Source organism: Streptomyces sp. MUM 203J (genome assembly GCF_022414595.1).
Taxonomy (GTDB): domain Bacteria; phylum Actinomycetota; class Actinomycetes; order Streptomycetales; family Streptomycetaceae; genus Streptomyces.
Genome location: NZ_JADWYO010000041.1, coordinates 18,105 through 43,219, shown reverse-complemented (window position 1 = coordinate 43,219; position 25,115 = coordinate 18,105). Strand labels below are relative to the sequence as shown.

Annotated in this window: 17 protein-coding genes and 1 pseudogene; 9 read left to right on the top strand and 9 right to left on the bottom strand. The window is 69.2% G+C overall.

What is annotated here, in order from left to right; genetic code table 11:
* Positions 1-28 precede the first annotated feature (28 nt).
* The 4 genes from I3F58_RS20135 to msrA all read left to right on the top strand — a co-directional run bounded on the left by I3F58_RS20135 (position 29) and on the right by msrA (position 4,651).
* Positions 29-1,618, top strand: coding sequence for a M48 family metalloprotease (locus I3F58_RS20135; protein ID WP_240110046.1), 1,590 nt, complete (start codon positions 29-31; stop codon positions 1,616-1,618).
* Positions 1,619-1,651: 33 nt separating this feature from the next.
* Positions 1,652-2,809, top strand: a complete 1,158-nt coding sequence (locus tag I3F58_RS20130) for a hypothetical protein (protein WP_240110045.1) — start codon at positions 1,652-1,654, stop codon at positions 2,807-2,809.
* 2 nt (positions 2,810-2,811) lie between these two features.
* Entirely contained in the window at positions 2,812-3,912 is a 1,101-nt protein-coding gene (locus I3F58_RS20125; RefSeq protein ID WP_240110044.1) for a hypothetical protein, read from the top strand.
* Positions 3,913-3,985: 73 nt separating this feature from the next.
* The gene (gene msrA / locus I3F58_RS20120) at positions 3,986-4,651 is read left to right on the top strand and encodes a peptide-methionine (S)-S-oxide reductase MsrA (protein WP_240110043.1); all 666 of its coding nucleotides are present in this window, start codon (positions 3,986-3,988) and stop codon (positions 4,649-4,651) included.
* Between the two features lie 13 nt (positions 4,652-4,664).
* On the opposite strand, the gene I3F58_RS20115 is transcribed toward msrA, so the two are convergent.
* Entirely contained in the window at positions 4,665-5,192 is a 528-nt protein-coding gene (locus tag I3F58_RS20115) for a hypothetical protein (RefSeq protein WP_240110042.1), read from the bottom strand.
* Positions 5,193-5,419: 227 nt separating this feature from the next.
* Between I3F58_RS20115 and I3F58_RS20110 the strand changes: the two genes are divergently transcribed.
* Positions 5,420-6,208: a DUF4328 domain-containing protein gene (locus I3F58_RS20110; protein ID WP_240110041.1), complete on the top strand. Its 789-nt coding sequence runs from the start codon at positions 5,420-5,422 to the stop codon at positions 6,206-6,208.
* Positions 6,209-6,217: 9 nt separating this feature from the next.
* Here I3F58_RS20110 and I3F58_RS20105 read toward each other — a convergent pair whose 3' ends face one another.
* The 3 genes from I3F58_RS20105 to I3F58_RS20095 form a co-directional block, all read right to left on the bottom strand.
* Positions 6,218-7,009: a DUF2785 domain-containing protein gene (locus I3F58_RS20105; RefSeq protein WP_240110040.1), complete on the bottom strand. Its 792-nt coding sequence runs from the start codon at positions 7,007-7,009 to the stop codon at positions 6,218-6,220.
* 117 nt (positions 7,010-7,126) lie between these two features.
* Positions 7,127-7,336, bottom strand: coding sequence for a DUF397 domain-containing protein (locus I3F58_RS20100; RefSeq protein ID WP_240110039.1), 210 nt, complete (start codon positions 7,334-7,336; stop codon positions 7,127-7,129).
* A 10-nt stretch (positions 7,337-7,346) separates the two neighbouring features.
* Positions 7,347-8,198: a helix-turn-helix transcriptional regulator gene (locus I3F58_RS20095; protein ID WP_240110038.1), complete on the bottom strand. Its 852-nt coding sequence runs from the start codon at positions 8,196-8,198 to the stop codon at positions 7,347-7,349.
* 238 nt (positions 8,199-8,436) lie between these two features.
* Between I3F58_RS20095 and I3F58_RS20090 the strand changes: the two genes are divergently transcribed.
* A complete protein-coding gene (locus I3F58_RS20090) occupies positions 8,437-8,946 on the top strand; it encodes an ATP-binding protein (RefSeq protein ID WP_240110037.1) in 510 nt (169 codons plus the stop codon).
* Between the two features lie 5 nt (positions 8,947-8,951).
* Positions 8,952-9,163 (top strand): annotated as a pseudogene (locus tag I3F58_RS20085) (tyrosine-type recombinase/integrase); the annotation flags it as partial.
* Positions 9,164-9,275: 112 nt separating this feature from the next.
* Here the strand turns inward: I3F58_RS20085 and I3F58_RS20080 are convergent.
* The 4 genes from I3F58_RS20080 to I3F58_RS20065 all read right to left on the bottom strand — a co-directional run bounded on the left by I3F58_RS20080 (position 9,276) and on the right by I3F58_RS20065 (position 11,840).
* Entirely contained in the window at positions 9,276-9,761 is a 486-nt protein-coding gene (locus I3F58_RS20080; protein ID WP_240110036.1) for a hypothetical protein, read from the bottom strand.
* Between the two features lie 610 nt (positions 9,762-10,371).
* Complete coding sequence (locus I3F58_RS20075; protein ID WP_240110035.1) at positions 10,372-10,659, bottom strand: hypothetical protein; 288 nt, start codon at positions 10,657-10,659, stop codon at positions 10,372-10,374.
* The gene (locus tag I3F58_RS20070; RefSeq protein WP_240110034.1) at positions 10,652-10,990 is read right to left on the bottom strand and encodes a hypothetical protein; all 339 of its coding nucleotides are present in this window, start codon (positions 10,988-10,990) and stop codon (positions 10,652-10,654) included. Before I3F58_RS20070 ends, I3F58_RS20075 begins: the two co-directional genes overlap by 8 nt.
* A gap of 157 nt (positions 10,991-11,147) precedes the next feature.
* Entirely contained in the window at positions 11,148-11,840 is a 693-nt protein-coding gene (locus I3F58_RS20065; protein ID WP_240110033.1) for a hypothetical protein, read from the bottom strand.
* Between the two features lie 90 nt (positions 11,841-11,930).
* On the opposite strand from I3F58_RS20065, the gene I3F58_RS20060 reads away from it, so the two are divergent.
* Positions 11,931-13,238: a site-specific integrase gene (locus tag I3F58_RS20060; protein ID WP_240110032.1), complete on the top strand. Its 1,308-nt coding sequence runs from the start codon at positions 11,931-11,933 to the stop codon at positions 13,236-13,238.
* A gap of 358 nt (positions 13,239-13,596) precedes the next feature.
* Here the strand turns inward: I3F58_RS20060 and I3F58_RS20055 are convergent, their stop codons facing one another.
* The gene (locus I3F58_RS20055) at positions 13,597-21,429 is read right to left on the bottom strand and encodes a ricin-type beta-trefoil lectin domain protein (RefSeq protein ID WP_240110031.1); all 7,833 of its coding nucleotides are present in this window, start codon (positions 21,427-21,429) and stop codon (positions 13,597-13,599) included.
* Positions 21,430-21,934: 505 nt separating this feature from the next.
* Between I3F58_RS20055 and I3F58_RS20050 the strand changes: the two genes are divergently transcribed.
* Positions 21,935-25,108, top strand: a complete 3,174-nt coding sequence (locus tag I3F58_RS20050; protein WP_240110030.1) for an FG-GAP-like repeat-containing protein — start codon at positions 21,935-21,937, stop codon at positions 25,106-25,108.
* Positions 25,109-25,115: the final 7 nt, after the last annotated feature.

Sequence of the window (25,115 nt, the reverse complement as noted above, 5' to 3'; positions counted from 1 at the left end):
TTCCGTTTCCCTGGGGGGACTCTGCCCAATGGGCGCCTCGCTCCGCGCCGCCCGCGCGCTCGTGCTGCTCGCCGGCTTCTACCTGCTCGGCCTCGTCCTGCTCGCCGTCCTCGGCGCCATGGGCTGGGCCGCCCACACCTGGGCGCCCGCCAGCCTGGCGCTGAAGCTCTACATCGTCGCCGCCGTCCTGGCCGTCCCCGTCGTCCGCGGCATGCTCATGCTCCGCACGCCGAAGGACGACAGCCCGCAGGGCGTGCCGGTCACCGAGCAGCAGGAACCCCGCCTCTGGCGAACGGTCCGCGACCTCGCGGACCAGGTCGGCACCCGCGCCCCGGACGAGATCCGCCTCACCGCCGACATGAACGCCGCGGTCAGCGAGGACGCCCGCCTCCTAGGCCTGCTCGGCGGCACCCGCCGCCTCTACCTCGGCCTGCCGCTGATGACCGGCCTGACCGAGGCCCAGCTCCGCTCGGTGCTCGCCCACGAGATGGGCCACTACGGCAACTCCGACACCCGCCTGTCCGCGATCACCGTCCGCGGCCGTGTCCAGGTCGCCCGCACCATCGCGGACTTCGAGGAGCGGGCCGGCAAGAAGGCCGACAAGGAGCGGGCCCAGCAGGAGAAGAAGAACGACAAGCGGATGGCCAAGGGCAAGGAGGCCAAGGAGGTCGACACGACCGGCGCGGGCTTCACGTACCGGATGATGGCCAAGGTCTACCGGGCCTACGGCCACTTCTACCTGCGCGCCACCCTGTCCTCCTCCCGCCGCCAGGAGCTGGCCGCCGACCTGGCCGCCGCGCGCATCGCGGGCCGGGACGCCACGGCCTCGGCACTGCGCGAGATCCCGGCGCTGGCCTCGGCTCACGACTTCTACATGCGGTGCTACGCCACGATCGGCGTCGGCGTGGGACTGCTGCCGCTGCCGGGCGAGGTGCTCGGCGGCTTCCGCCACCTGCTGGCCGGGCGGGAGCACGAGCTGCAGGAGATGCGGCAGGACCTGCCGACGGAACCCACGTCGCCGTACGACTCCCACCCGGCGATCGCGGAACGCGTCGCCCGCCTGGAGTCGCTGCCCGACGACGGGCGGCGCGAGGAGGCGACCGGCCCGGCGCTGGCCCTCCTCGCGGACACGCACACGGCCCTGGTGGCCGTCGAGAACGCCTCGCTCACCCCGGAGGCGCTCGGGCTGCGCCGCGTGGACTGGGCGGAGCTGGTCCACGAGTCGATGGCCGCGACGGCAGCGCGGGAGACCGAGCCGCTGCGCCGCGCCATCGCCGAGGTGACAGGCTCCGAGCCCTCGCTCGTGTCCCTGCTCAACGCGCTGGACATGGGCGTCGGCTGGGAGATCGCGGACCGGCTGCCCAAGTCGGAGGAGGCCGCGGCGGCGACCGGCCGCGCGGCCCGCGAGTTCGCCCGGCCCGTTCTGAGCCGGGGCCTGTCCCGGCTGGCCCTCGTCGAACTGGCGGCCAGGGGCCGGGCCCGCTGGGAGCTGTCCTGGTCGGCCCCGGCGCAGCTGCGCCTGGCGCCCGGGTACGACGAGGAGCTGCCGACCGCGCTGGACGCGGCGGTGGACGACCGCCCGGACACGGCGCCGCTGCGCACACTGCTGGCCGCCTAACCCCGCACATCACCCCCACCAAGAGGCATCCCCGTGAAAATCCTCCTCTGGGTCGTTCTGACCCCCATCGTGCTGCTGGTCCTGGCCGTCGGCATCTACTTCCTGAAGGTGATCATCGGCGGCCTGATCGAGGGCTGGCGCGAAGGCTCGGACTACGACCCCGAGGCCGAGGAGGCCGAGCAGGAGGCGCAGCGGCGGGCCGAGCAGTCCGCCGCGCTGGGGCTGCTGCCGCCGGAGCGGCAGCACACGAAGCTGGCGCTGCCGGACGCGCCCGCGGTCACGGTGGCCATCGCCGCCGCGCGGGCGGGCGACTGGAAGCCCGTGGCGGCCCTGTTCGACGAGACGGCGGCGGCCCGCGACTGGGAGCTGCGCACGCGCCACATCGAGCGGCTGGCCGACGTGGCCGCCGAGGAGGACGCCTGGCTGACGGCCTGGGAGACAGCACGTCCGGACGACCCGGGGGCGGCGCTGCTGCGGGCCCGCAGTTCGGTGTTCCTGGGGTGGAAGGTCCGTGGCTCGCAGCGCGCCAAGCACACATCGCGCGAGCAGTTCGAGGGCTTCCACCGCACCCTCGGCCGCACCCGGCACGAGCACGCGCGGGCGGCCGAGCTGGCCGTGCCGGGTGACCCGTCCCCGTACGTGGGCGAGATCTGGACGGCGATCGGCCTCGGCTACCCGCACGAGGAGATGCACCGTATCTGGAAGGAGATCACGGTCCGGGCCCCGCACCACTACGAGGCACACTTCTCGGCGCTCCAGTACTGGTGCGGCAAGTGGTGCGGCTCGGAGGAGCTGGCGAAGGCGTTCACGGTCAAGGCGGCAACGGAGGCCCCTCCGGGCAGCCTCATGAAGATCTTCCCGCTGATCGCACACTTCGAGCACGACGAGTCGGACTCGACGGACGTGGACCGTACGCCGGAGATGTACGCGGCGGTCGACGCGGCCCTCGCGGACGCGGCTGCCGCCGACCCGGATCACCCGCGTCTGCCGGAGGTCCGGCACCTGCTGGGCTACTTCCTGAACCTCCAGGGCCGCTGGGCGGCGTCGGCGGAGCAGTTCCGCCTGGTGGACGGCTATGTGGGCGCGCTGCCGTGGCGTTACCGGGGCGACCCGGCGGGCGAGTTCTGCCGGGTGCGCGACGAGAGCGTGTCGAGGGCGGCGGAGGAGGCAGCGGGGCGGGAGGACGTCTGACCATGGGGTTCGAGCAGCTCGTCGTCCTTGCCGGGTGCCTGGGCGTGAGTGTGATGGTGTACCGCCGCCTCGCGGGCCCGTCGCCGTCCGGGGCCTCGTGGCGCGGCCCGGCGAAGGCGGCGCGTGAGGCGGAGGCGCTGGGCCTCCTCCCGGCGTCGCGCCAGAAGACCCTGTTCGCGGGCCCGGCACCGGAACTGGAGGCCGCGCTGCAGGCCGCGGCCCGGGGTGACTGGGGGCCCGCGGCCCGGCTGATGGCCGCCACGCGCGAGCGGCGGGACTGGCAGCGCCGTCACCGGTACGCCGTCGAGCTGGGCGAGCTGGCCGGCGAGGGCGACGGGGCGTGGCTGGACGCCTGGGAGGCGGCGGGGCCCGACGACCCGGACGTGGCGGTGGTGCGGGTGGAGGCCACGATCACGCTGGCGTGGCTGCTGCGGGGCACGGCCTGGGCGAAGGACACCACGGACGCGCAGATCGAGGGCTTCCTGCGCGTACTGCCGCAGGCGAGGCCGCAGATCGAGCGGGCCGCGGAGCTGAATCCGCAGGACCCGACGCCGTACATCAGCGAGACGAAGGTCGCCCTCGGCCTCAACTACCCCCACGAGGCGATGCACCGCGTCTGGAAGGACATCACGACCCGGGCCCCGCACCACTACGGGGCGCACCTGGCGGCGCTGCTGTACTGGGCCCGGAAGTGGCACGGCTCGGAGGAACGGGCCGCGTCCTTCGCCCGGGACGCGGCGGCGTCGGCTCCCCCGGGCGCCCTGCTGCGGATGCTGCCCCTGGTCACGTGGTGGGAGCACCACGACGGCTCGGGCGAGAAGGGCTCGTACCGCACCCCGGAGCTGGTCGCGCAGGTCGACGCGGCGCTCGCGGACGTGGCGGCGGCCCGGCCGGACGACCCGGACCTGCCCGGGGCGCGGCACCTGCTGGCGTACTTCCTGACCCGGCAGGGCCGGTACGAGGCGGCGCTGGAACAGTTCCGCCTGGTGGACGGCCATGTGGGCGCCGCCCCGTGGGCCTGCTACGGGGACCCGGCGGGGATGTACTGCCGCTGGCGCGACAAGGCGGTGCGGGGGGCGCGCGGGAGGGGCCGCGGGGCCTGAGGAATCCGCGGGGGTCCTCGTACGTTCTTCCGGAGCGAGGACCCCGCACGCCTGAGGCCCGAGGAGAGCCCCCATGTTCCTGTACCGCCGCACACCGGAGATGCCGACCCCCGAGGAGGCCCTGAAGGGCCGCGCGGAGCCGGGCTTCCCGCTGCAGGAGAGGCACACGGTCCTGGGCACGCCGCTCGCGCCCCCGTACCCGTCCGGCCTGGAGGTCGCGGACTTCGGCCTGGGCTGCTTCTGGGGCGCGGAGCGCACGTTCTGGCAGGCGGACGGCGTCTGGACGACCCTGGTCGGCTACCAGGGCGGCCACACCCCGAACCCCACGTACGACGAGGTGTGCGGCGGCCTGACGGGCCACACGGAGGCGGTCCGCGTGGTGTACGACCCGCGGAAGGTCTCGTACGACTCCCTCCTCAGGCTCTTCTGGGAGTCCCACGACCCGACCCAGGGGTTCAAGCAGGGCAACGACTTGGGCACCCAGTACCGCTCGGCGATCTACACCCACACCCCCGCCCAGGCAGCGGAGGCGGACGCCTCCCGCGAGCGGTACCAGCGCGTCCTGGAGTCCTCCGGCTACGGCACGATCACCACGGAGATCCTCCCGTCGGAGGGCCGCCCCTTCTACTACGCGGAGCCCTACCACCAGCAGTACCTGGACAAGAACCCGGGCGGCTACTGCGGCATCGGCGGCACGGGCGTGTCGTGCCCGGTGGGGGTGGCCCGGGCGGACGGCTGAGCGGCCAGGGACTTCACGCTGCGTGGGCCACGATCTGGGAGATGGCCCACACGGCCCAGGCCAACGGAATGAGCGCCACATAGGCGACCGGCCGCCGGAGCACCGGCGCGCCCGCGTCGAGGTGGGCGAGCCCTGGGGCGGGCGCCGAGGCGGGCAGCTTGCCGAGCTTCCGGTGGACGAACAGGTTCCACACGAGCGTGAACGGCGTGAAAATCACCAGGGAGAGCGGCGACCACCAGCCCAGGCACAGCGTTCTGGTGGTCATCTGCCGGACGACGGCTATGCCGCAGTCCCGGCAGAACGGCCCCTTCAGGTGCTCGAACTTCATCACGACGAGAATCCCCATGTGCGCCCGCACCTTGAGATCCGCGGCGGCCTGCCCACCGCACACCCGGCAGCAGACCGGCTGCTGCCCGTACCCCACGGGCGCGGGCGCGGGGTAACCGCCGGGCGCGGGGTGACCGCCGGGTGCGGGCGGGTAGTTGTACGGGGCACCGGTCGCGGGGGCACCGTAGTTGGCCGGGGGCTGGGGTGTTGCCATGATGAACGCGTTCTCCAAGTCTCCGTCTCCAGTCCGGCGCTTACGTCAGTCAGCCGGACGAGTACGCAGACCGAGACGAACCGGCCGGAGCCCACGGTTCCCATTCCCCTGGACGAGCCCTCCGCCCCTACGTATGGTCTTCGGGCGGCTGTGCGGTGGTCCTTGGGGGAGGACGCCGCCCTTCCCATGAGCCGCATCACTCAACGCCCGTGGGGGGCCGCTCAGCCATGCTCTGCTCCAGATGCGCCACACATGCGACGACCGACCGGTCCGGTCACTGCGCGGAATGCGCGGCTGCACCCACCGGTGGTCCGCCGACCGCCTGGGCTCCGCCCCCACCCGTCAGGCCGGTCCGCTCCGTCGTCGGCCTGTCGTACGCCGTGGTGTCACTCCTCGCCGCCGTCGCCGTCATCGACGTCTTCGCCGTCTACGCGGCGCTGGGCGTCCGTGCCGCGACGGGGACCATGAACGTGGAGGCCGTGGAGGACCACGACCGATACGCACAGGCCCTGGACCAGGCCGAGTGGTTGCTGTACCTCTCCAGCTCCCTCGGCATGATGGGCGTGCTCGCGACCGGCATCGTCTTCATCATCTGGTTCCACCGCACCCGCACCAACGCCGAGGTCTTCGCCCCCGGTACACTCCGCCGAGGCCCCGGCTGGGCGATCGCCTCCTGGTTCATCCCCTTCGCGAACCTCTGGATCCCGCGCTGGATCGCGGGCGACATCTGGACGGCGAGCGAACTCGACCGACGAGTACCGCGAACGGTCCTCAACGCCTGGTGGATCCTGTGGGTCCTCATGCTCCCCGTCTCCCAGATCGCCGGCAGGATGTGGGAACGCGCCGAGGAGGCCGAGGCCATCCGCCAGGCGACCCTGGCCCTGGCGGCCAGCAGCGCACTCGACATCGCGGCAGCCGTCCTGGCCATCCTGTTCGTCCACCGCCTGACGGCCATGCAGGAGACCAAGACCCTGGCGGGCCCCCAGCCGGCACCGGTCATGGCGCCGTCCTTCTGAAGGTCGCGCTCACCGCTTGACGATCAGATCGAGGACCGCGGCAAGGCGGAGCTTGACCGCCTTGCGGTGATGAAGAGACTCCGGCGCCGACTCGGCGTCCGGCCGTACGCCCCGGTCCGCGAGAACGTAGAGCATGCGCAGCGTGCGCAGGCAGTTGGTGAGGTGCGCGGGAACGGGAGTCGTGATCCGGTCGGCTCCGAAGCAGGCGGCGACAGGGTCCAGCCACCCGGTCGCCTCACGTTCGCTCATGTCGGACCGGGTGAGGATACGGGCGATGGCTCGCCCCAGCCGGTCGTCCTCCAGCTGGTCGAGCACGTGAGTGGTGGGCGCCGTGAGCCGCGCGGCGGCGAGGTCCAGCATCCGTACCGGCGCCACCTCGGGGTGACGCCCGAACCGGCCCAGCAGATCGGCGCCGTGCGCGACCGCGTGGAGCCAGCCGAGTTCCCCGTCGTGGCCGCGCAGGTCGTCCTCCGCCGGATACCAGCGCTCGAACGCCTCGACCCAGTCGGCCTTGAAGTCCCCTCCCTCCACGAGCATGTCGAGCACGAGGGGCGCGAACGTACGAGCCTGGACCTCCCGGTCGGAGAACCGGGCGGCCATCTCGTCCCCGAGCGCCAGCCGCCGGGGGGTGTCGATCACCCGTCGGGCTATCCAGGTCGACAGGACGGAGTAGGCCGCTCCGTCCCTGATGAGCGGATCCGGATCCGCCAAGGCCCGGGAGAGGCCCCGCACCAGTTCTTCCATGGGCCGGTCGGCGGGCACGGCGCAGCCGACGGCTTCGATCTTGTTCCAGTCGATCACGGCGCGCAGAATAGACGCACACCCTTCTGCCGCACCGCGAATCAAACGCACCCGGCCACCGGGATGCCCCACAGTCGGGGCCAGGACCGGGGTGTTCGGCAGCCTCAGCGCGACAAGTCAGCTCCCCACCCGGTCCACCCCGCACTCGAACTGCCCATCGACAAGGGCCCCCAGAAACCGCCCGAACGCCACGGGGCTGCACGCGGTGACCGTCCCGGGCACCTTGCTGTCCCGCAGGCGGACAGTGCCGTCGGCTGCGACGGCGAGACAGACACAGTTAGATCCGTCTCCGCTGTACGACGACTTGCGCCACTGGTACACAGGCATAGCCCGCTCCTTAGATCTCCCGCATCAGCTTGTCGATGAAGTCACGTGATTCGGCCGGGTCAAGGGAAATGGCCTCCAGCTCATCGAGTGTGTGCCGGAACTTGGCGAGCTGCGCCTCGGCATCATGGAACTGGCACCCGAAATGGGTGTCGACCTGCACGGTGTCGAGCTTCCGTACGGGTCCATAGACGTAGTCGATGGGCTGTCCGGTGCTGGGGAACGCCCCGCAGCCGAAGGGCATGACGCGGACCGTGACGTTGTCCCGCTCGCTCATGTCGATGATGTGCCGAAGCTGCGCTCGGGCCACCTCGCGACCGCCGCAGTCCACTCGTAGCGCAGCCTCATGGATCAGCGCCGAGTACGGGATGGGGTGACTCCCGTACAGGATCTCTTGTCGCTTGATGCGGTGGGAGATGCGGTGCTCGATCTCGTACGGCAGGAGGGCCGGCGCCACCCCTTTGAAGAGAGCCCTGGCATGCTCGGCGGTCTGGAGCAGAGCCGGGATGTGTATGACGAGGGCCACCTGCAGGCGGGTAGCGTGGTGCTCCAGTTCGGCCAGGTCATTGAGCGCTGCGGGAAGGTAATCGCAGTACTCGTCCCACCAGCCCCGCGTCCGGCCCCCGGTCATGGCGCAGAGCGCATCGATCAGCGCCAGATCGGAGCAGTCGTACGAGCGGGCGAAGGCCCGCACCCGCTCGGCGCTCACCGCGTAGCGGCCAGATTCAATGCTGCTGACGCGAGCCTGATTGATACCGAGCCGCTGCGCAGCGCCCGTTGAAGTGAGACCGGCCTGCTCTCTCAACTTTCGCAACTCAACGCCCAGACGCCGCTGACGCAAGGTGGGGATGGGGGTTTGACGCACGGCTCTCCGTTCTCCGTACAGGTGCACTGCGGGGCGTCACTCACACGAGGGGACTTGCGATAGCTATCCAGCAAAAGCTGATAGCTATATCAACACGCCCGCTACGGTGTGAGCCAAGCCACTCAACTGGCCGACCCGGTAAACCGGAAGCGCACCGCTGCCCCCAGGCACGGCACTGCCACCGCACGGTTCGGCACACAGCCAGTGATCCAACTCCACCTCCCGTCAGGAGACTTCCGTGGACACCGTATCGCCGGACCCGGCCTGGTCGTACCTGCTTCAGCTCCCCCACAACCCCCTCGCCCCACGCGTCGCACGCGTGACCCTCCGCGCGGTACTCGCCGGGCACGGCATGAGCGATCGCGTCGAGGTGGCCGAGCTGCTCGCCAGCGAACTGGTCACCAACGCCTACCGCTACTCCGGCGGCCCCGCGACGATGAGGCTGCGCCGCATGGAGGACGACTGGCTGCGCATCAGCGTGTGGGACACCAACCCGTCGATCCCGGCCCCCTTCGACCGCCCGGCCACTCACCTCCACGCGGTACCCACCCCGACCGCGACCGACGACCTCGGCGGCAGGGGCCTCCTCCTCGTACGCGGCTACGCCGACGACTGGGGCGCCCACCCCCTGGGCGACGACCTCTTCGGCCGCGGCGGCAAACTCCTCTGGTGCGAACTGGCCCCCCAAGACCAGCCGCCCACCATCAACACCACCGAACCGACCCCACTCCGAAGTAGGACCGCATAGCGCACGGACTCCGCCGTATCCGGTTTCACGACCTCCGGCACTCGACCGCCACTCTGCTCCTGGAGCAGGGCGTGGACCTCGTCGTCATCAAGGAACTCCTCGGCCACGCCCATATTGGCGTCACCGCTGGCACACACACGTCCGCCTCCGCCTCCAGCGTCAAGCCATCGACACCTTGGGGGAGGCTCTCGGCACCGGGGATGACAACCCTGACGACCCCACCCGCCGCAGTCGTAGTCTGTTGATGTTGCCGTCACCGTTGCCGTCAAGGCGCCCGAAAGCCCCACCGGCGCCACCGCCAGTGGGGCTTTCGAATTCACACTTCCAGGCTATGTCCGTGGCATCAGAAGAACGTTCTGAGCACTGTGTTCAGAGAGCCACTCCTCAGATTCGTGAAACTCCACAAGTTCGCGAATCGAGACCTGGACATCCGGATCAACGGCCTGAATAGCCTCATTGAAGGCACTCACTGCCATAGGGCCAGCCTGTGTCAGGATTAGCAAGATATTCCCACTCCTATCCCGGGGGATGGAAAGAAGTTCCTTGGCCGCACCAGCCACCCCCTGGCCGAAGTCCGAATGAGGGAAACGACCCAAAGCCGCATGCGCTGCCTGGTAGGCCCCGTAATCCTCCTCAGCCTTCAGGGAAGAAACGATCGCAGCGACACCGGCTGGACCTTCGTCGCCAGTCACCGAATCAGCCAGCTCGACATATCGATTCCACCGACGCTCAGCCGCATCGGGAGGAGTGACCTCGTCATCGTCTTGCACGAGGTCACCACACTCGACGATCTCAAATTTCCAGTCCGACGACACCCGAATCTCACCTCTCCCTGTGCAACATCTAGGGATTCTGCCGATCTGAGGCCCATTTTCGAAGGGCCTTATTCTGACTGAGGCTCATCCACATCTCCGTGATCGCCTCATCATATTTGTTGCTAAACCGGGAGCGAATGTCATCTACGTCCATTTGTATGGCACCTCGGAAATCGCCAGCGTCTATCAGTTCCCTCTGCCTCATGCGCCAAGCCTTCGAGGCGAGAGATGACCCAGTACTGTAAACCGCGCGATGATCGGCGTAATCCATCCGAATCGACGGCCCGCTGTACTTGCTGAGGGGGCTGGACGAATTGGCAGGGACATGGTTGATCTCATTTCCCGCCCCAGCGGGTTGCAGATCACCATACTTTCCACCGTTCGCGCCACCACAATTGTGGACGAGAACCGGCGTAGCCCCCGCCACCACATAGTACGTGTGCTACGCGGCACCCCTCTACCTGCTTCTTCGCAGGTCAGCACGTGATTTGCGTTCCGCTGGTGTCCGTGGTCGTGCGGGGAAATCCGTGGGTGTTGCCGTCGCTACTGCCGTCAACGGCTCGGGGCATACGATTGCGCTGCCGCTGCCTGGTGTCGATGCAGCGGGACTCTACTGCCATGCGCCGGGTTCGGCACGGACGAGAGCGCGGACGGTCTGCTCGTACAACTCGTGGCCGCTCTGGGCGCAGTGTCCGGCGATCCAACGGGTCAGCTCGTCCGAGGTGTGCAGTGTGCCTGACGTGGCGCCGCAGTTGTGCTCTTCGCCGGTGACGCAGACCGCCTCGAATGCTGGCAGCGCCAGGGGGTCGGGGACGGTGGTCACGTAGTACTCGCGGAAGCGGTAGCGCCCCCGAGAGGCGTTGCACACTGGTGCGCCGGCGTTCGGAGAGTCAGGCATCCTCGGCCGCCTCTTCCTGATCCGGGATGCGCTGCCCGCGCGATTCCGCGACCCTGAGCGCGTCCGTCAGGGCTTCGGTCAACCGGCGGGCCAGCCAGCGGTACTCGTTCGCCGACAGGGCTTTCGCGCCGGGTGCCGTGGCGGCGCGGGCATACTCCAACAGTTCCTGGCCCATGCTGAGCTGTACCGTCTCGATGCTGTCGGCGAGGGTGGAGAGGTAGCCCCGGCCGTCGCTGCTCAGGTAGCAGGGCTTCCCCTCCGGGCTGGTCCACGGCAGCAAGCGGGGACCTCCCCCGCCCGACGCGGCGTCGTACAGCTCTCTGCGACGCATACGGTCGGCATCGCTCCTGGGCTGGCTCACTGGGCACCCCCGGCCTGGATCACTGACGGTGGACACACTGACCGTAGGCACTGACTGTCCGTCACCCCAGGTGGTGACCATGGCAGTTCGCGACTCCAGGTTCACGAACTGCCACGCTGCGTGGCAGCTACCCAACGACGCCCAGGTAATCGGCCATTTCGCGCATCTCCGCCGTAAGGGTGCGCTTGCGCTTGCCCAGGATCTCCTGCATGGTCTCGGCGGCCCCGTTCTGGTGCCGCAGCCACTGCGGGGCGGCTTCCCTGGCACGGGTCAACTCGTCCATGGCAGCGGACAGGTCGCCGGTCCGGGTGTAGGCGCGCGCCACGTCGAGGGTGAAGCGGTTCCCGTCGTTGGTGCTGGGCCTGCCCAAGCGCTTCCAGGCCTTGGGCGACAACTCCTCCTGCTCGCCTGCCTTGCGCACCACCGTGCGAGCGTCACCGATGACCAGGGAGTCTTCGAGTGCCTTGACCGCGACGGTGACCGGCCCGAAGACGGACCAGTGCCGAGAGACGTTGCGATGCGCCGTCCCGACCGCGGTTGCCGCGACCCGGGCGGCTTGGCGGTACGCCTTCGCCTCGTCGGGACGGTTGTTCCTCGCGGCTGCTGCGGCGGCCTCCATCGCCAGGCCGCCCCACACCGCGTAGTGGTCCGGCTCAGCCCCGGTGATCTTCGGCTCCACCGCGTCCATGCTCTGGGCGGCGACCTGTTCCGCCTCGTCCAGCCTTCCCTGCCTCACCAGCAGCCAGCACATGCAGCCGACACCGGAGCCTGCCGCAAGCATGTCTCCGGCCTGACGGGCGTCCATGATGGCGCCGCGCACGGCGGCATACGCGATGTCGTACTGCCGTACCTGGGTGAGGTAGGTGCCTGCCAGACGCAGCGCCTCGGCGCGGGCCAGTAGGGCCGCCTGATGACCACGCCCGGCGACACCCCCGCCTCCCGCCGCGTCCGCGCCAACGGCGACGGGACTGTCTACCAGCGCAAGGACAGCCGATGGGAGGCTGCCGGATACGTCCTCGCTCCCGGCAACACCCGCAAGCGCATCCGCGTCTACGGCACCACCCGCAAGGAGGCACTGGCCAAGCTCACCGAGAAGATCGCCGCCAGCAACCGCGGCCTCCCCATCCCCTCCGCACAGGGCAGCCTGGCCGCGTACCTGACCTATTGGCTGGAGAACGTCGCCGTCCACCACCTCCGCGAGAACACCCACACCCGCTACACCGCCTGCGTGAATCGGTACCTCGTCCCCGGCCTGGGCAAGAAGAAGCTCACCAAGCTCACCGCCAAGGACATCCGCACCTGGCTCAACCAGCTCCGCACCACCTGCCAGTGCTGCACCCGCCGCATCGACGCCCGGCGCGACCAGCCCCGCTGCTGCGCAATCGGCCAGTGCTGCTCCAAGCTGCTCTCCCCTCTGACGCTCACCTACATCCACTCCGTGCTCAAGTCCGCCCTGGAGCACGCCGTCCGCGAGGAGGAGATCCCGCGCAACGTCGCCCGCAACGTCCGCACCGGCACCCCACGGCCCCGCCGCTTCGAACCCCTCACCACCGACGAAGCCCGCCAACTCCTCACCGCGGCGTATGGTCACCGGCTGCACGCCCTGTTCGAACTCGCGCTCCACAGCGGACTCCGCAAAGGCGAACTCCTCGGCCTCCGCTGGGATGACCTCGACCTCAACGCGGGCACCGCCGCCATCCGCCGCACACTCCAGCGCACCAGCACGGGCGGACTCATCACGTTGCCAACCAAGACCCGGGCCTCCGAACGCCGCATCGCCCTCCCCACCCGCTGCGTCCACTCACTGAAGCACCATCACGAACAACAGCAGCGCGACCGTCACACGGCAGGCACCGAATGGCAGCACAACGGGCACGTGTTCACCACGCCGCAGGGCAGGCCGATCGACCCAACCAACCTCACCCGCACCTTCACCGCCCTCCTCCACAAGGCCGGCCTCCGCCGCATCCGCTTCCACGACCTCCGCCACTCGACCGCCACCCTGCTCCTGGAACAGGGCGTCGAACTCGTCGTGATCAAGGAACTACTCGGCCACGCCCACATCGGCGTTACCGCCACCGTCTATGCCCACGTCCGACTCCGCCTCCAGCGCGATGCCATCGACACCCTCAGCAATGCGCTCGGCAGCCTGGAGAACGACAAGACGACACACTCCGGCGGCGACGAACCACCGCCCTGCCCGGCCCTCGTCCGCTGACGTTGCCGTCAACTACTGCCGTCACAGCGACCTGAACCCCCGTCGGGACCCATCCGACGGGGGTTCAGGTTTGCGCTAGGAACTTGCAACCGAAGTCACTTACGTTCGCCTGCGCGCGTTGCGAGCGAGTTCAATGTCCTCATCGAGCAAGCTGCCTCTAAACGGGCTGCGGACATCGTCAAGAACCACAACGAGTAGAGATGTGCCGCTCACTGGCAGTTCCTCCCGAGCTAGCCATGACGGAATTTTGAGGTTGTCGATAAAGCCCTCCACTCCATCCCGAGTGGTCACCTTGACCCCCCATGCCGTAGTCGCAGACACGACCACTTCCAGCTCTTCGTCAACCCGCACCATGCCGTCACCCATTCCCGGGCTCCCACACTCTACGTAGCGTGAGCTCGTTGAATCGATCAAGTCGCCCAACTGGGATCACGAACTCGATTCTTGCGGAACCTCCAGGCCCCTTACGGTCATACCGGAATGCGGTGTCCGAGAATTCCTTGAGGAAGTCCTCGTGCATGTCGTAACGAATTGACCCATTCGCATAGGAGCCGCGATTCTGGTATTCCTTCGCCACGCTTTTCTCCCCGAGGTAGACCGAAGCATCGCCATCTTGATGCGATGCCGGGTTGGGGCCACGCTCCAACTCATGCGCCATGTCATCAACCTTCGGCGTCCTATAAATAGAGACACCATTACAGTTGTGAACCAGGACCGGCGTAGCCCCCGCCAGCACATAGTACGTGTGCAGGTCGCTGACGGTCAGGTTGTGGACGGTGGCGTTCTGGGTGGTCCAGCGCTCGACTGCGGTGATCTGGACGTACGTGCCAGCACTGGTCTGGAGCCACTGGCCGCTCTTCAGGTTGGTGGCGTCGATCCATTCGCCTAGTTCAGGCACCCAGAAGGGGTGGCCATCGGTCGCGGTGACTTCGGCGGTCTTTGAGCCGTTCTTGCCGTCGGTGTCGATGGTGACCTTGACCAGGTGCTTGAGGCCTTGGCCCTTGATCTCGGCGGTGACCGTCTCTACCCGGGTTTCGCCGGTCCTCGGGTCGGTGGCGAGGACCTTGTCGCCGGTCTTCACGTTCTCGATCGGCTTGGTGGTGCCGTCGGCCATGAGGACCTTGGTGCTGGGGGTGAAGCTGTTGTCACGGTTGATCGGGCAGGCACCGCCGCCGCTGGGCTCGTCGGCCTTGCCCGCGCCGCTGCCCCCGCTGCTGCCGCCGTTGCTGCGGGAGGAGCCGCCGGAGGAGCCGCCGGGCTTGTCGCCGCCCCTGGAGCCGCCGCCTCTTCCGACGCCACTGCTGGCTGCGGAGGAGGACCTTGGGGCGGCTTTGGCCTGGGCCTGCTTTTGGACGCGGTTGCCGGTCTTCTTTATGGCATTGACCGCTTTGTTGCTTGTCGTCTTGACTTTGTCGGCGGCCTTCTTCTTGGCTGCTTGTGCGGCCTTCTTGGCCTTCTCGATCGCTGCCTTCTTGGCGTCGAGTGCCTTCTGCAGAGCGGCCTTGGCGCGGGAGAGGGTCTCTCTTGCCTTCGCTTGAGCCGCGTACAGGGCCTTGATGGCCTTGGCCGTGCGAAGGGCTGCCATGCCCACGTCGATTAGCTTGAAGAGCTTCAGCGGCGGAATCAAGCTGGTGATGGTGTCAGCGCAGCCCCACAAGCTACCGCCGAAGCAGGCGATGGCGGAGTCGATGGGGATGAACTCGTTCAGGACGTCCCATGCCGTGGCCAGGATCACCGACTTCACCGTGCGGCCCAGGTCCGCTTCGGCGTTGGCCATTTCGGATGCGCTGAGGCCCACACCCGCCAGGGCAGCCGCCCGCTCCGACCCAGTCAGCTTGACCGCCAGCCCCGTCGGGTCCGACAGGGTCACCGGGTTGTTGTGGGCGTACGCGTAGCCGTTCGACTGGAGCGGGTCCGCCAGGTCCAGGATCGGGTCCGCGGAGATGAAGCGGCCGACGACCGGGTCGTACAGGCGGGCGCCCAGGGGCTGGTAGCCGGAGGCGTCGTCTCGGGTCTGGCCCAGGAAGCCCGCGTGGGACTGGGGGTTCATTCCCGAGGTCGCGCCGCTGCGCTCGTTGCCGAACGGGTCCTGCTTGCGGACGCGGACCTGCATCTGGCTGTTGAGCGAGACCTCCGCGTACGGGCTGCCCTGGTGGTCGCCCGCCATGGCGACCAGTTGGGAGGAGCCCGTGTTGTTCGCGTAGCGCAGGACCGCGCCGCCGGGCGCGGCGTACGTCCGCTGGGTGTTGACCAGGACGCCGTTCTTCTGCGTCGTGACCTCGGCCTCGCCCAGGTGGAGCGTCGCCTGCCTGCCCTGGATGGTCAGGAGGCGGGCGCCGTCAGGGCCGTAGATGTGGCGGGTCTGGTTCTGGGCCTCCCACAGCTGGGAGGTGTCGACCATGTTGCAGGAGACCAGGACGATCGGGGTCGAGTTGTTCGACGACGCGTCCTTGCTCGCCAGGCACAGGCCCGACGCGTTGTGCTTCAGCTGGCCCGCCGCCGTGCGCGTCAGCTGCTGCGCGGACGAGCCGTCGCACTTCTGGAGCTGGATCGCCGCGCCCGCCGCACCAGAGACAGGCTGGACGCACCAGTCGTCGTTCGTGCTGGTCAGGGTGCCGACGTTCGCGTCCGTACCGCCCGGCGTGGGCTTGAAGGACCACTTCTGGGCCAGCGTCGAGTTACACGAATACAGCTGGATCGGCTGGCCCTCGGCCACCGTGCCGGCCTTCAGGTCCAGGCACTTGCCCGCGAGACCTACATACGGCGTGCGGCCGTTGCTGCCCTGGCCGGTGATGGTCTCGATCTGGCCGTCGTACGTCCAGGTCAGCTCCTGCTTGTCGCCGTTCTGGACCGACGTGACGGACTTCATGTCGCCCGTCAGCTCGTACAGCCGCTCCGCCTCCGTGGTGATCTGTGCGCCCGCCGGGGTGACGTACTCCTTGCGCACCTTCGTCAGCGTGCGCGGCTGGCTGCCGTCCGCCTTGCCGTACGTGTACGTGGTGGTGGCGTCCTTGGCGGTGTCGCCGGTCAGGTCCTTCTGGACCAGCGACTTGCGGTTACCGAGCAGGTCGTACTCGTACTGCTGCCAGTAGCCCGAATGGTCCGGTCCCGCCGTGACGTTGGCGCTGCCGTCCGCCTTGATCGGGCCCGCGGCGCAGGACGCCTGGTCCCCCGAGGTCCAGGCCTCCGTCAGCTGGCCCAGCGGGTCATGGCGGAAGCACTGGCGCTCCTCGATGCCGGTCGCCCGCTCACGGATCGAGGTGACGTTGCCCGCGTTGTCGTACCAGTACGAGCGGTGCGAGACCAGGTTGTTCGCGACGACCGACTGGTGACCGGTCTGCTCGCGGTAGACCATCTGGTCCTGGAGCGCGCCGCTGGCCTCGTCGTAATTGGCCTGTGTCCACACCCGGTTGGGCTGTGCGCCGAGCGTGGCGCGCTGGATCTGCCCGTACGGGGAGTAGACGACCTCGGAGCCGTACCAGTCCTTGCCGGACAGCGACAGCGGCATGCCCTCGCTGTTGTAGCGGGCCACGAGCTTCTCGGAGCCGAGGCCGCCGACGGCGGGGAGCTGCGCCGACTGGAGCAGGCCCGTGTCGGTGTACTCGTACGAGTAGGTGTACGAGGTCTTCAGGTCCCAGGTGTCCGCGAGGCTCTGCGGCAGGGACAGGGTCGTGGAGACCGGCTGATAGCTGTCGGTGTAGCCGCCGACCGTCATCCGGTACGGCTCGCCGTCCGTGTAGCGGGTGGACGCGGCCGGGAGACCCTTGCCGCCGGGAGCGGTGTCGTACGTGTAGTCGCTCAGCAGCGTGCCGGAGGCGCCGCCGAGGCGCTGCTGCTTCGGGCGGGACAGCTCGTCGTAGCCGGTCCAGACGGTGACGCCGCGCGCGTTGGTGACCGTGACCGGGCGGTCGCGGTGGTCGTACGTGGTGCGGGTCGTGCCGGAGTCGGGGTCGGTGGCCGTCTCCATCCGGCCGCGGCCGTCGTACGTCCACGTCCAGGGGCGGGTCGGGTCGGCGGAGTGGGTGACCTTCTCCAGCTGGCCCTTGCTGTCGTACGTGTACCGCATCGTGATCGGCGCGACGGTGCGGGTCGGGTCGGTGAAGGTGTCGACCCGCATGGTGCGGCCGAGGGCGTCGGTGAACACGCGGTAGGAGGACGCGCCTGCCGGGTTGACGACGGTGGAGTGGTCGGGGCCGTATTCGTAACGGGTGGCCCGGCCGGGGGTCTCCGTGCCGTTCAGGACCGGCATCTCTTCGAGTACGCGGCCGAGGCCGTCGTACGTGTAGCGCGTCGCGTTGGGGACGGCCGTGTCCGCGAGCGGGGTGAACAGCTCGCCACTGGGCTTGCCCTCCGCGAAGTACGCGTTGTTCGTCTGCCAGACCTCGCCGGAGCTGTTGTACAGCGTGTCCGTGATCAGTCGGCCGCCGCCGGTGGCGGTCTCCTGGGACTGCCGCTCGCGGCCGAGTCCGTCGTACAGGGTGACGGCGGTCTCGACACGGTTCTCGTGACCGCGCATGTACGTCGTGACGTACGGAGGCTTGCGGTCCTGGCCCGGATCGTTCTCGGGGATCGTGTACGCGGCCCGGAAGTCGGGCACGGCGGACGACGACGGTGTACGGCCGGGCCCCCATGCCTCGACGAGGCGGCCGAGGGGGTCGAACACGGCCTGGCTGGTGTGGCCGTTGGTGTCCGTCGTCCGGTGGGCGGTGCCGCGACCCGGGTCGAGTTCGCTGCTCTGCTCGTGGCCGAGCGAGTTCCGCTGGACGACCTTGTACGCCTGCCCGGTGGGCGGGTCGTAGGCGATCGTGGAGGACTTCAGGTCCGGGTCGGTGGCCTTGACGACACGGCCTATGGCGTCGAACTCGGTGGTGCCCTCGTTCTGGAAACCGGACTTGTCGGCCTTCAGCGACCAGGACTGGGAGGCCAGGCCACGGGAGGTGCTGGTGAGGGCGGCGCCGTACGCCTGGCCGTCGTAGGCCGTGCGGGTGGCCGAGGTCAGCTTCGTCAGATCGCTGAAGTCGGCGGCGGCGCAGCTGGTGGCGGAAGTCAGGGTCTGTTTGGTCAGACCGATGATGTTCCGGACGTGTTCGTGGAGGTACTCCAGCTTGGTGCAGGACTCGTCGCCGGACTTGCCGGTGTCGCCGCGGAACTCGATCTGGGTGGGCAGGCCGTACGACGCCCCGAAGGCCGTCCGGGTCTCGACGACGCGCTCGGTGCGCTTGTCGTCCCCGAGGGTCGAGGACTTGGTGTACGAGACCTGCCGGGGCTCGGTGACCCGCCAGGCCCTGAGGTCGCTGAGGCCGTCGCCGCGGACGCGCTTGGCCAGCTCCTTGGCCTCGGGGAAGGTGACGGAGCGGGTGATCCAGGCGGTGTCGGCGTCGCTCGCGTTCGCGTAGGTGAGTTCCTCGGCTATCCGGCCGGCGAAGGGATCATTGTCCTTGGCGATCTCGGCGCCGGTGATGTCGTGCACAGGCACGGTGTCGCCCATGCCGCGGAAGTAGCGGGTGACCGCCTTGGTCTTCTTGCTGCCGATGAGCGGGTCGTCGGCGCCGGTGATGACGGTGACCTGCTCGAAGCCCGCGAACCGGGAGTACGTGCGGGTCGACTTCTTGGTGAACTCCTGCTCGGCCAGCTTCCAGGCCGCGTTCTTGTACGTGTACGCGGTCTGGGTGGCGTAGGCACCGTCGACGTTGGGGAGTTCCTCGACGTTCTCGACCACGTACTTGTGGAACCAGTCGATGTCCTCCTTCGACGGGTCCGGGTGCCAGTACGACGGGTAGCAGAGACGCGCGTTGGACTTCAGCGCCGCCGTGTCGCTCTTGCCGGGCAGACCGGTGCCGGTGGCGCACTCGCCGGTGGGCTGCTTGTACGTGACGACGGTCTCGCCGCCGTACTCGCTGATGACGCGGGCGATGCGCAGCCGGGAGAAGCCGGGGCGCGGGTCGCTGCTGCCGCGCATCACGCGGTTGGGCATGTCCTCGGTGTTGGACTCGAACCGCACCGGGTTGAGGGTGACGGTCCTGCCGTCGGTGCCGTGGCCGGTGCGGGTGATCGACTCCAGCCAGAGGGCGGTGTTGGGGCCGGTCTTGAGGACGGGGAAGCTCTGTGTGAGCTGGTAGGTGTCGACAGGGTGGAGCGTGCTGGAGCCCCGGACGCGCTGCGTCAGCGTCGTGATCTTGTCGAGGCGCTTGCGGGTCCAGAAGGAGGGAGCGGCGTTCCAGCACTTCTTGCCGGACTCACACCGCAGGTCGGCCGGGGTGTCGTACCAGATGCGGTACTTGCCCGGGTCCTTGTCGGTGAAGTTGGCCTCGGAGCAGGTGAGGCTTCCTTCGGTGAAGCAACGTTCCTTCACGTCGAAGGCGATACGGGCGAGGGGCGCGGCGGAGAAGAGGGTGTCCTCACGCTGCCCGTAGTCGATGTGGGTGAGGTAGCCGCCGCGGTGGTACGAGACGGGGGCCTTGAAGTTGAAGTTGCGGGCGTAGTAGTTGGTCTCGCGGGCCCACCACAGGGACATGGCGTTGCCCTGGATGTCCTCGACGTAGTCGAGGCCCCAGCGCCAGGCCTGGGTGCAGTGCGAGCCGGGCCAGTCGCCCGCCTTGTAGCAGGGCTCGCCCGCGTGGTTGCCGTACACCGGGACGGTGAGGACCGAGTTGGTGACCGGGTCGCCGGTGGTCCATCCGGGGAGCTTGTGGCGGCCGAAGTAGTACTTGGTGCCGTCGCGGGTGGTGACGACCCAGTACTCGCCGTCGGCGTCGCCGTTGCCGAGGCCGGTGTTCTTGAGGAGCTGGACCTTGGAGCCGTCGCCGTTGGCTGTGGTCCAGGTGTTCTTGGTGTCGTCCCGGACCAGCTCGGTGGTCATGCCGCCGAGCGACAGGGTGGCGTTGTCCGAGCCCCAGCACATGTCTCCGGTGCGGTGGGTGGCGTTGTTGGCGCCCGGCTTCTTGGAGTCCTGGGTGCAGCCCGCGTACGTACGGGTGATCACGCCCGCGTTGTAGTCCCAGCCGTCACCGATCCAGGAGGCCTGGTTGTTGGAGGCGGAGGTGCGGCCGTCCACGGACTGCGAGGAGTACGAGAGGTTCACCTTCGGCATCACGCCGCCGGCGGTCTCCGGGGTCTGCACCTGGTAGCCGTAGGTGAACGCACCGGAGGAGGAGCCCGCGGCCCAGGAGCCGGAGGACAGCAGAGGCGTGGCGGTGTAGTCGCCGGAGGCCGAGGCACCTGTGTCGAGGGCGCCGACGACGCCGGAGCCGGTGGAGGTGGATCCGGCGGTGGCGAGGGCGGTGCGGACGGAGCCGGTCTGGGCGGAGTGGCCTTCGCTGCCGGTGTCGGCCTTGACCTCTGTGCCTGCCTTGGCTTCAGCGTCGGTGTCCGCCTCCACTTCGGCCTTCGCCCCGGCAGCGGCCCGGTCCTTGAGCAGCCAGCCGACGGACACGGTGCCGGAGACGACTCGGCGCTTCTCGGCGCCCTTGGCGGCCGTGGTGCGGGTCGGCGCCTCGGCGGCGGGGACGACCTCCACCTGGCTGGGCACCTTGTCGAAGCCGTCGCCGTCCGGAGCCGCCGCCATGGTCTGCGTGCCGCCTTCGGTGGCGCAGTCGCCACTGTCAGGGGCGTCGTAGACGCAGTCCGGCAGCAGCATGAGGCCGAACCGGTCGGCGGCCTGCGGGCCGTACAGGTCGGCGAAGGCCGTGTAGTCGACGCTCAGGGCGACTTCGGCGCCCGGGTCCACCGTGGCGGGCGGGGTGACCTTCATGACCAGGCCGGGCACGCCCGCGGTCTGGGAGGTCTCGGGGGCGGCGAGGTCGACGGCCCACGTACCGGCGACGGCCTCGGGGTCCCCGCCCTCGGGGACGCCGAGCGCGATGGGCAGGTCGTCGACCGGCTTCGAGGTGCCGGGCTCGGCGCCGGTCAGGTCGACGGCGCCGCTGTCCTGCTGCCAGGGCGTCACGGCCACAGGCTGGTACGGGGTGACCGGCACCTCGTCGGCGGTGGTCAGGCTCGTCTCGGCCGTGTCGTCCGGGGTGATGGGGTCGCTCTGCGGGATGTCCGGCAGTTCGAGCTGCTCACGCGTCATGCCGGGGGCGGGCACCGCCCACGCCTCGGCTGACAGGGTCGTCACCGCCAGGGTCGTGGACAGCAACAGGACGATCCCCGTACGGGCACGACGCCGCCGCAGACGGCCTGACTCAGTCATGGTCAGTCGGCCACGGCCGACCCATGACAGCGGACCTCTAGCAGGCATACGCGTCGACTCCCACCCAGGCGCGAAGCAAAGAGAACGTGATCGAGGTGCGGAAACACCACAAGGCACACGCCTGCTGAGGCGTGTGCGCGGGGTGACTCTGCTTCAGGCGGAGGGAACTCACAAGATCACGGAGAGCGATCAGGGCAGGTGAGGCGTGATCCCTGCCACCTTCCACGTCCACCCAAAGGGAGATGAATGACCGCTGTTCGGATGCCCCTTCAGAACCGGTGCAGATCCATCACTTTCTCCCACCAGAAGGCCACAAACAGTGCTATGCCCGACGTAACTCTTCGCACTTTCTGCACAGATGTAACGAAGCCATAAAACCCTCAGGTCTAGACATCCCTCCCCCACCTCGTGCCATCGTGTGCGCGCTCTCTCTGCCCCCACGGCGTGCCGGACGGGGCTGTTTGTGCTGTCCCATTCCGCCTGGTCCCCACGGGAGTAGACCGCCGTGACCGCGCCGCCTCGCTGGCTCAGCCCCTTTGTGCGCACGCGCACCAGGCTGACCTGCACTCTCGGCCTGCTGCTGGCCGCACTCACCGCCGCCCTGCTGCCGTGGTGGCAGCCCGGCGGCCACGACGCGCAGGCGCGAGGAGGTGATGAGGGAACAGGCAAGGCGACACAGGCCTCGGCCGGCCCCCGTGACGAGGCGACAGCACTGGCCGAAGCCCGCCGCAGCCGCAAGCAGGTCCCCGTCGACACCGCGACCACCGCCACGACCCGCACCTGGGCGCTGCCGAACGGCGGGCTTCGTACGGAGATCAGCGCGCTCCCCCGGCGGGCGAAGAGCGCCAACGGCGAGTGGGCCGACCTCGACACCGAGCTGACGCGGGACGAGAAGGCCCCGCGCGGCCTGGGCATACGCCCGGTCAACGCCCCGGTGCCCGTGCGATTCTCAAGCGGTACCGCCGGTTCCGAGGAGCGGGCCGACCGCTCGTACGCCCGGACCCCGCTCACCAGGTCACCCGTGCCCGCGCCCGGCGACACCGCGCTGGCCGAGCTGGAACTCGACGGGCACACCGTCACGTACACCTGGCCCGGCCCCTTGCCGCAGCCGGTGCTCGACGGGCCCCGCGCCCTGTACCCCGAGGTCATGCCGGGCGTGGACCTGCTGCTCGTCGCCCGTGAGGAGGGCGGCTTCGGGCAGCTGCTGATCGTGAAGACCCGGGAGGCCGCTACGCAGCCGGGCCTCAGGACCCTCACGTACGGGCTGCGTTCGGGCACGGCCGTGTTCCGGCACGACAAGACCACCGGCGGTGTGCGGGTTCTCGACGGTGAGGGCGAGGAGATCGGGTCGATCCCGACCCCGTACGCCTGGGACTCGTCCGGCCGGGACCCCGAGGCCCCGAAGAGCGCGCCCCGGACGTCCGTGGCCCACACGGCCGACGTGCTGAAGCTGTCCGGACTGGGCGGCATCGAGCCGGGCGCGCACCACGCCCCCATGCGGACCAGCGTCGACGGCGACGGCACCGGCAGTGCGCGGCTGCACTTGGACGCCGCCACGACCGGCCTGTTCACCGATGCCGAGACCCGCTTCCCGGTCTTCCTCGACCCGACACTGAACAGCGGGTGGAAGGCCTGGACGGTGGCCTACAAGAAACATGCCAACACCAGCTTCTACAACGGGACCAACTTCAACGACGGCACGTCCGACGCCCGTGTGGGCTACGAGAACGAGACCGGCGGCCTCGCCCGCTCCTTCTGGCGCATGGGCTTCGACTCCGGCATCAAGGGCGCGACGATCACCTCCGCCACGTTCAAGGTGCTCAACAACCACACCTGGTCCTGTGAGCCCCGCTCGTTCAAACTGGCGCTCACCGGCTCCATCTCCTCCGGCACCACCTGGAACAAGCAGCCGGCCTGGAAGACGGAGCAGCAGACGAAGTCCTTCGCCCACGGCCGGTCCGGCTGCGCCGACGAGTACGTCTCGTACAACGTGAAGAACGCCGCGCAGCAGGCCGCCGACGGCGGCTGGTCCAACATCACTCTCGGCATGAGGGCCATCACCGAGACCGACACCTATACCTGGCGCAAGTTCCGCGCAACCTCCGCGACACTGTCGGTCACCTACAACCGGCCTCCGGCCACGCCCAGCAAGCTGACCACGTCGCCCGGCGGCGCCTGCGTCACCGGCCCCGGCGGGGGGCGTGCGATCGCCAAGACCGACATCGTCCTCTCCGCGAACGCCACCGACGCCGACGGCAACCTGAAGGGTCTGCGCTTCCGCTACTGGAAGACGGGTACGTCGAAGCCCGCCGGGACGCTCATCACCAGCGACAGCAGCGGCAAGGCCACGATGAGGATCCCGACCACGGCCCTGGTGGACCAGACCACCTACTCGTGGGAGGTCCAGGCCGAGGACACTTCGGGCAGCAAGTCCTCCTGGACCCCGACAGGCGACCAGCCCTGCCGCTTCACCATCGACGCCTCCGGCCCCCCGGCACCGGACGTCACCAGCGACGTGTTCAGGGAAGCCACGGACGACGGCGCGACCTGGGCGACCGTGAAGTTCGGTGAGACCGGGGCGATCACGTTCGCCGCGACCGACGCCGTCAAGTTCACCTACGCCTTCGGCAGCCTCAACACCAAGGAGATGGCGGCCAGTTCCGGCAAAGCCACGGTGTCCGCGCTGCAGCCGCCGCACTCCGGGCCGCTGACGCTGCACGTGTACGCCTACGACGCCGTCGGCAACAAGAGCCAGCGGACCGACTACACCTTCTACCTCCCGCCGCGCGACACAGCCGACGCCCCCGGTGACACGGGCGGCGACGGGCGCCCCGACCTGGTCCACATCAACGGCTGGGGCAACCTGCGCAGTTACCCCGGCGACGTGGACGGCGAGCTGTACGGCTCTCTCGCCGCCGGGTACACCTCGGACGGCGCGATCAACCCGGCTGGCCACTGGTACAACCCGGACACCGGCAAGGCCGCGCTGATCACCAAGTACGCGGACACCTACCCGGGCGACGGCTCGACCGACCTGTTCGCCCGCACCCCCGACGGCGGGTTCTGGCTCTACCCCGGGGACGGCTACGGCAGCTTCAACGTGGACAAGCGGCTGCGCGTGCTGCTGCCGTCCAACGCGCCGGACCCGGCGACGTGGACGCAGATCAAGGCTGTCGGTGACGTAACCGGCGACAAGCTCCCGGACCTGTTCCTGCGTGCCGGGGGCGGCTACTGGGCGCTGACCGGCTACACAGGCGGCAGCTTCCAGGAGGCGACCCTGATGTGGGGCTCCTCCTGGCAGCGCCGCGACATCGTCAACGTCGCGGACATCGACAAGGACGGCACGGCCGACCTGCTGTGGCGCAACCTGGACAACGGCAACATGTACGTCCGCCACGGCCTGCCCGGCACGGCTGCCGGCAGCGTGGAGCTGGACTCGCTGAAGCTGGCCTCCAACTCCCGTGACGGCGACGTCTCGTACGGGACGGGCTGGACCGAGGCGGCCATCGACGTGGCCCTCGGCGTCCCGGACCTGAACGGGGACGGGGTGCCGGACATCTGGACCCGCTCCGGCACGGACGGCAGGATCAGTGTCTACCACCCGTCCACCACGGACACGAAGGCCGCGGTGAAGGTCGTCATCGGCTCGGACTGGTCGGACGTCAAGGGCTTCGGCTGACGGACGC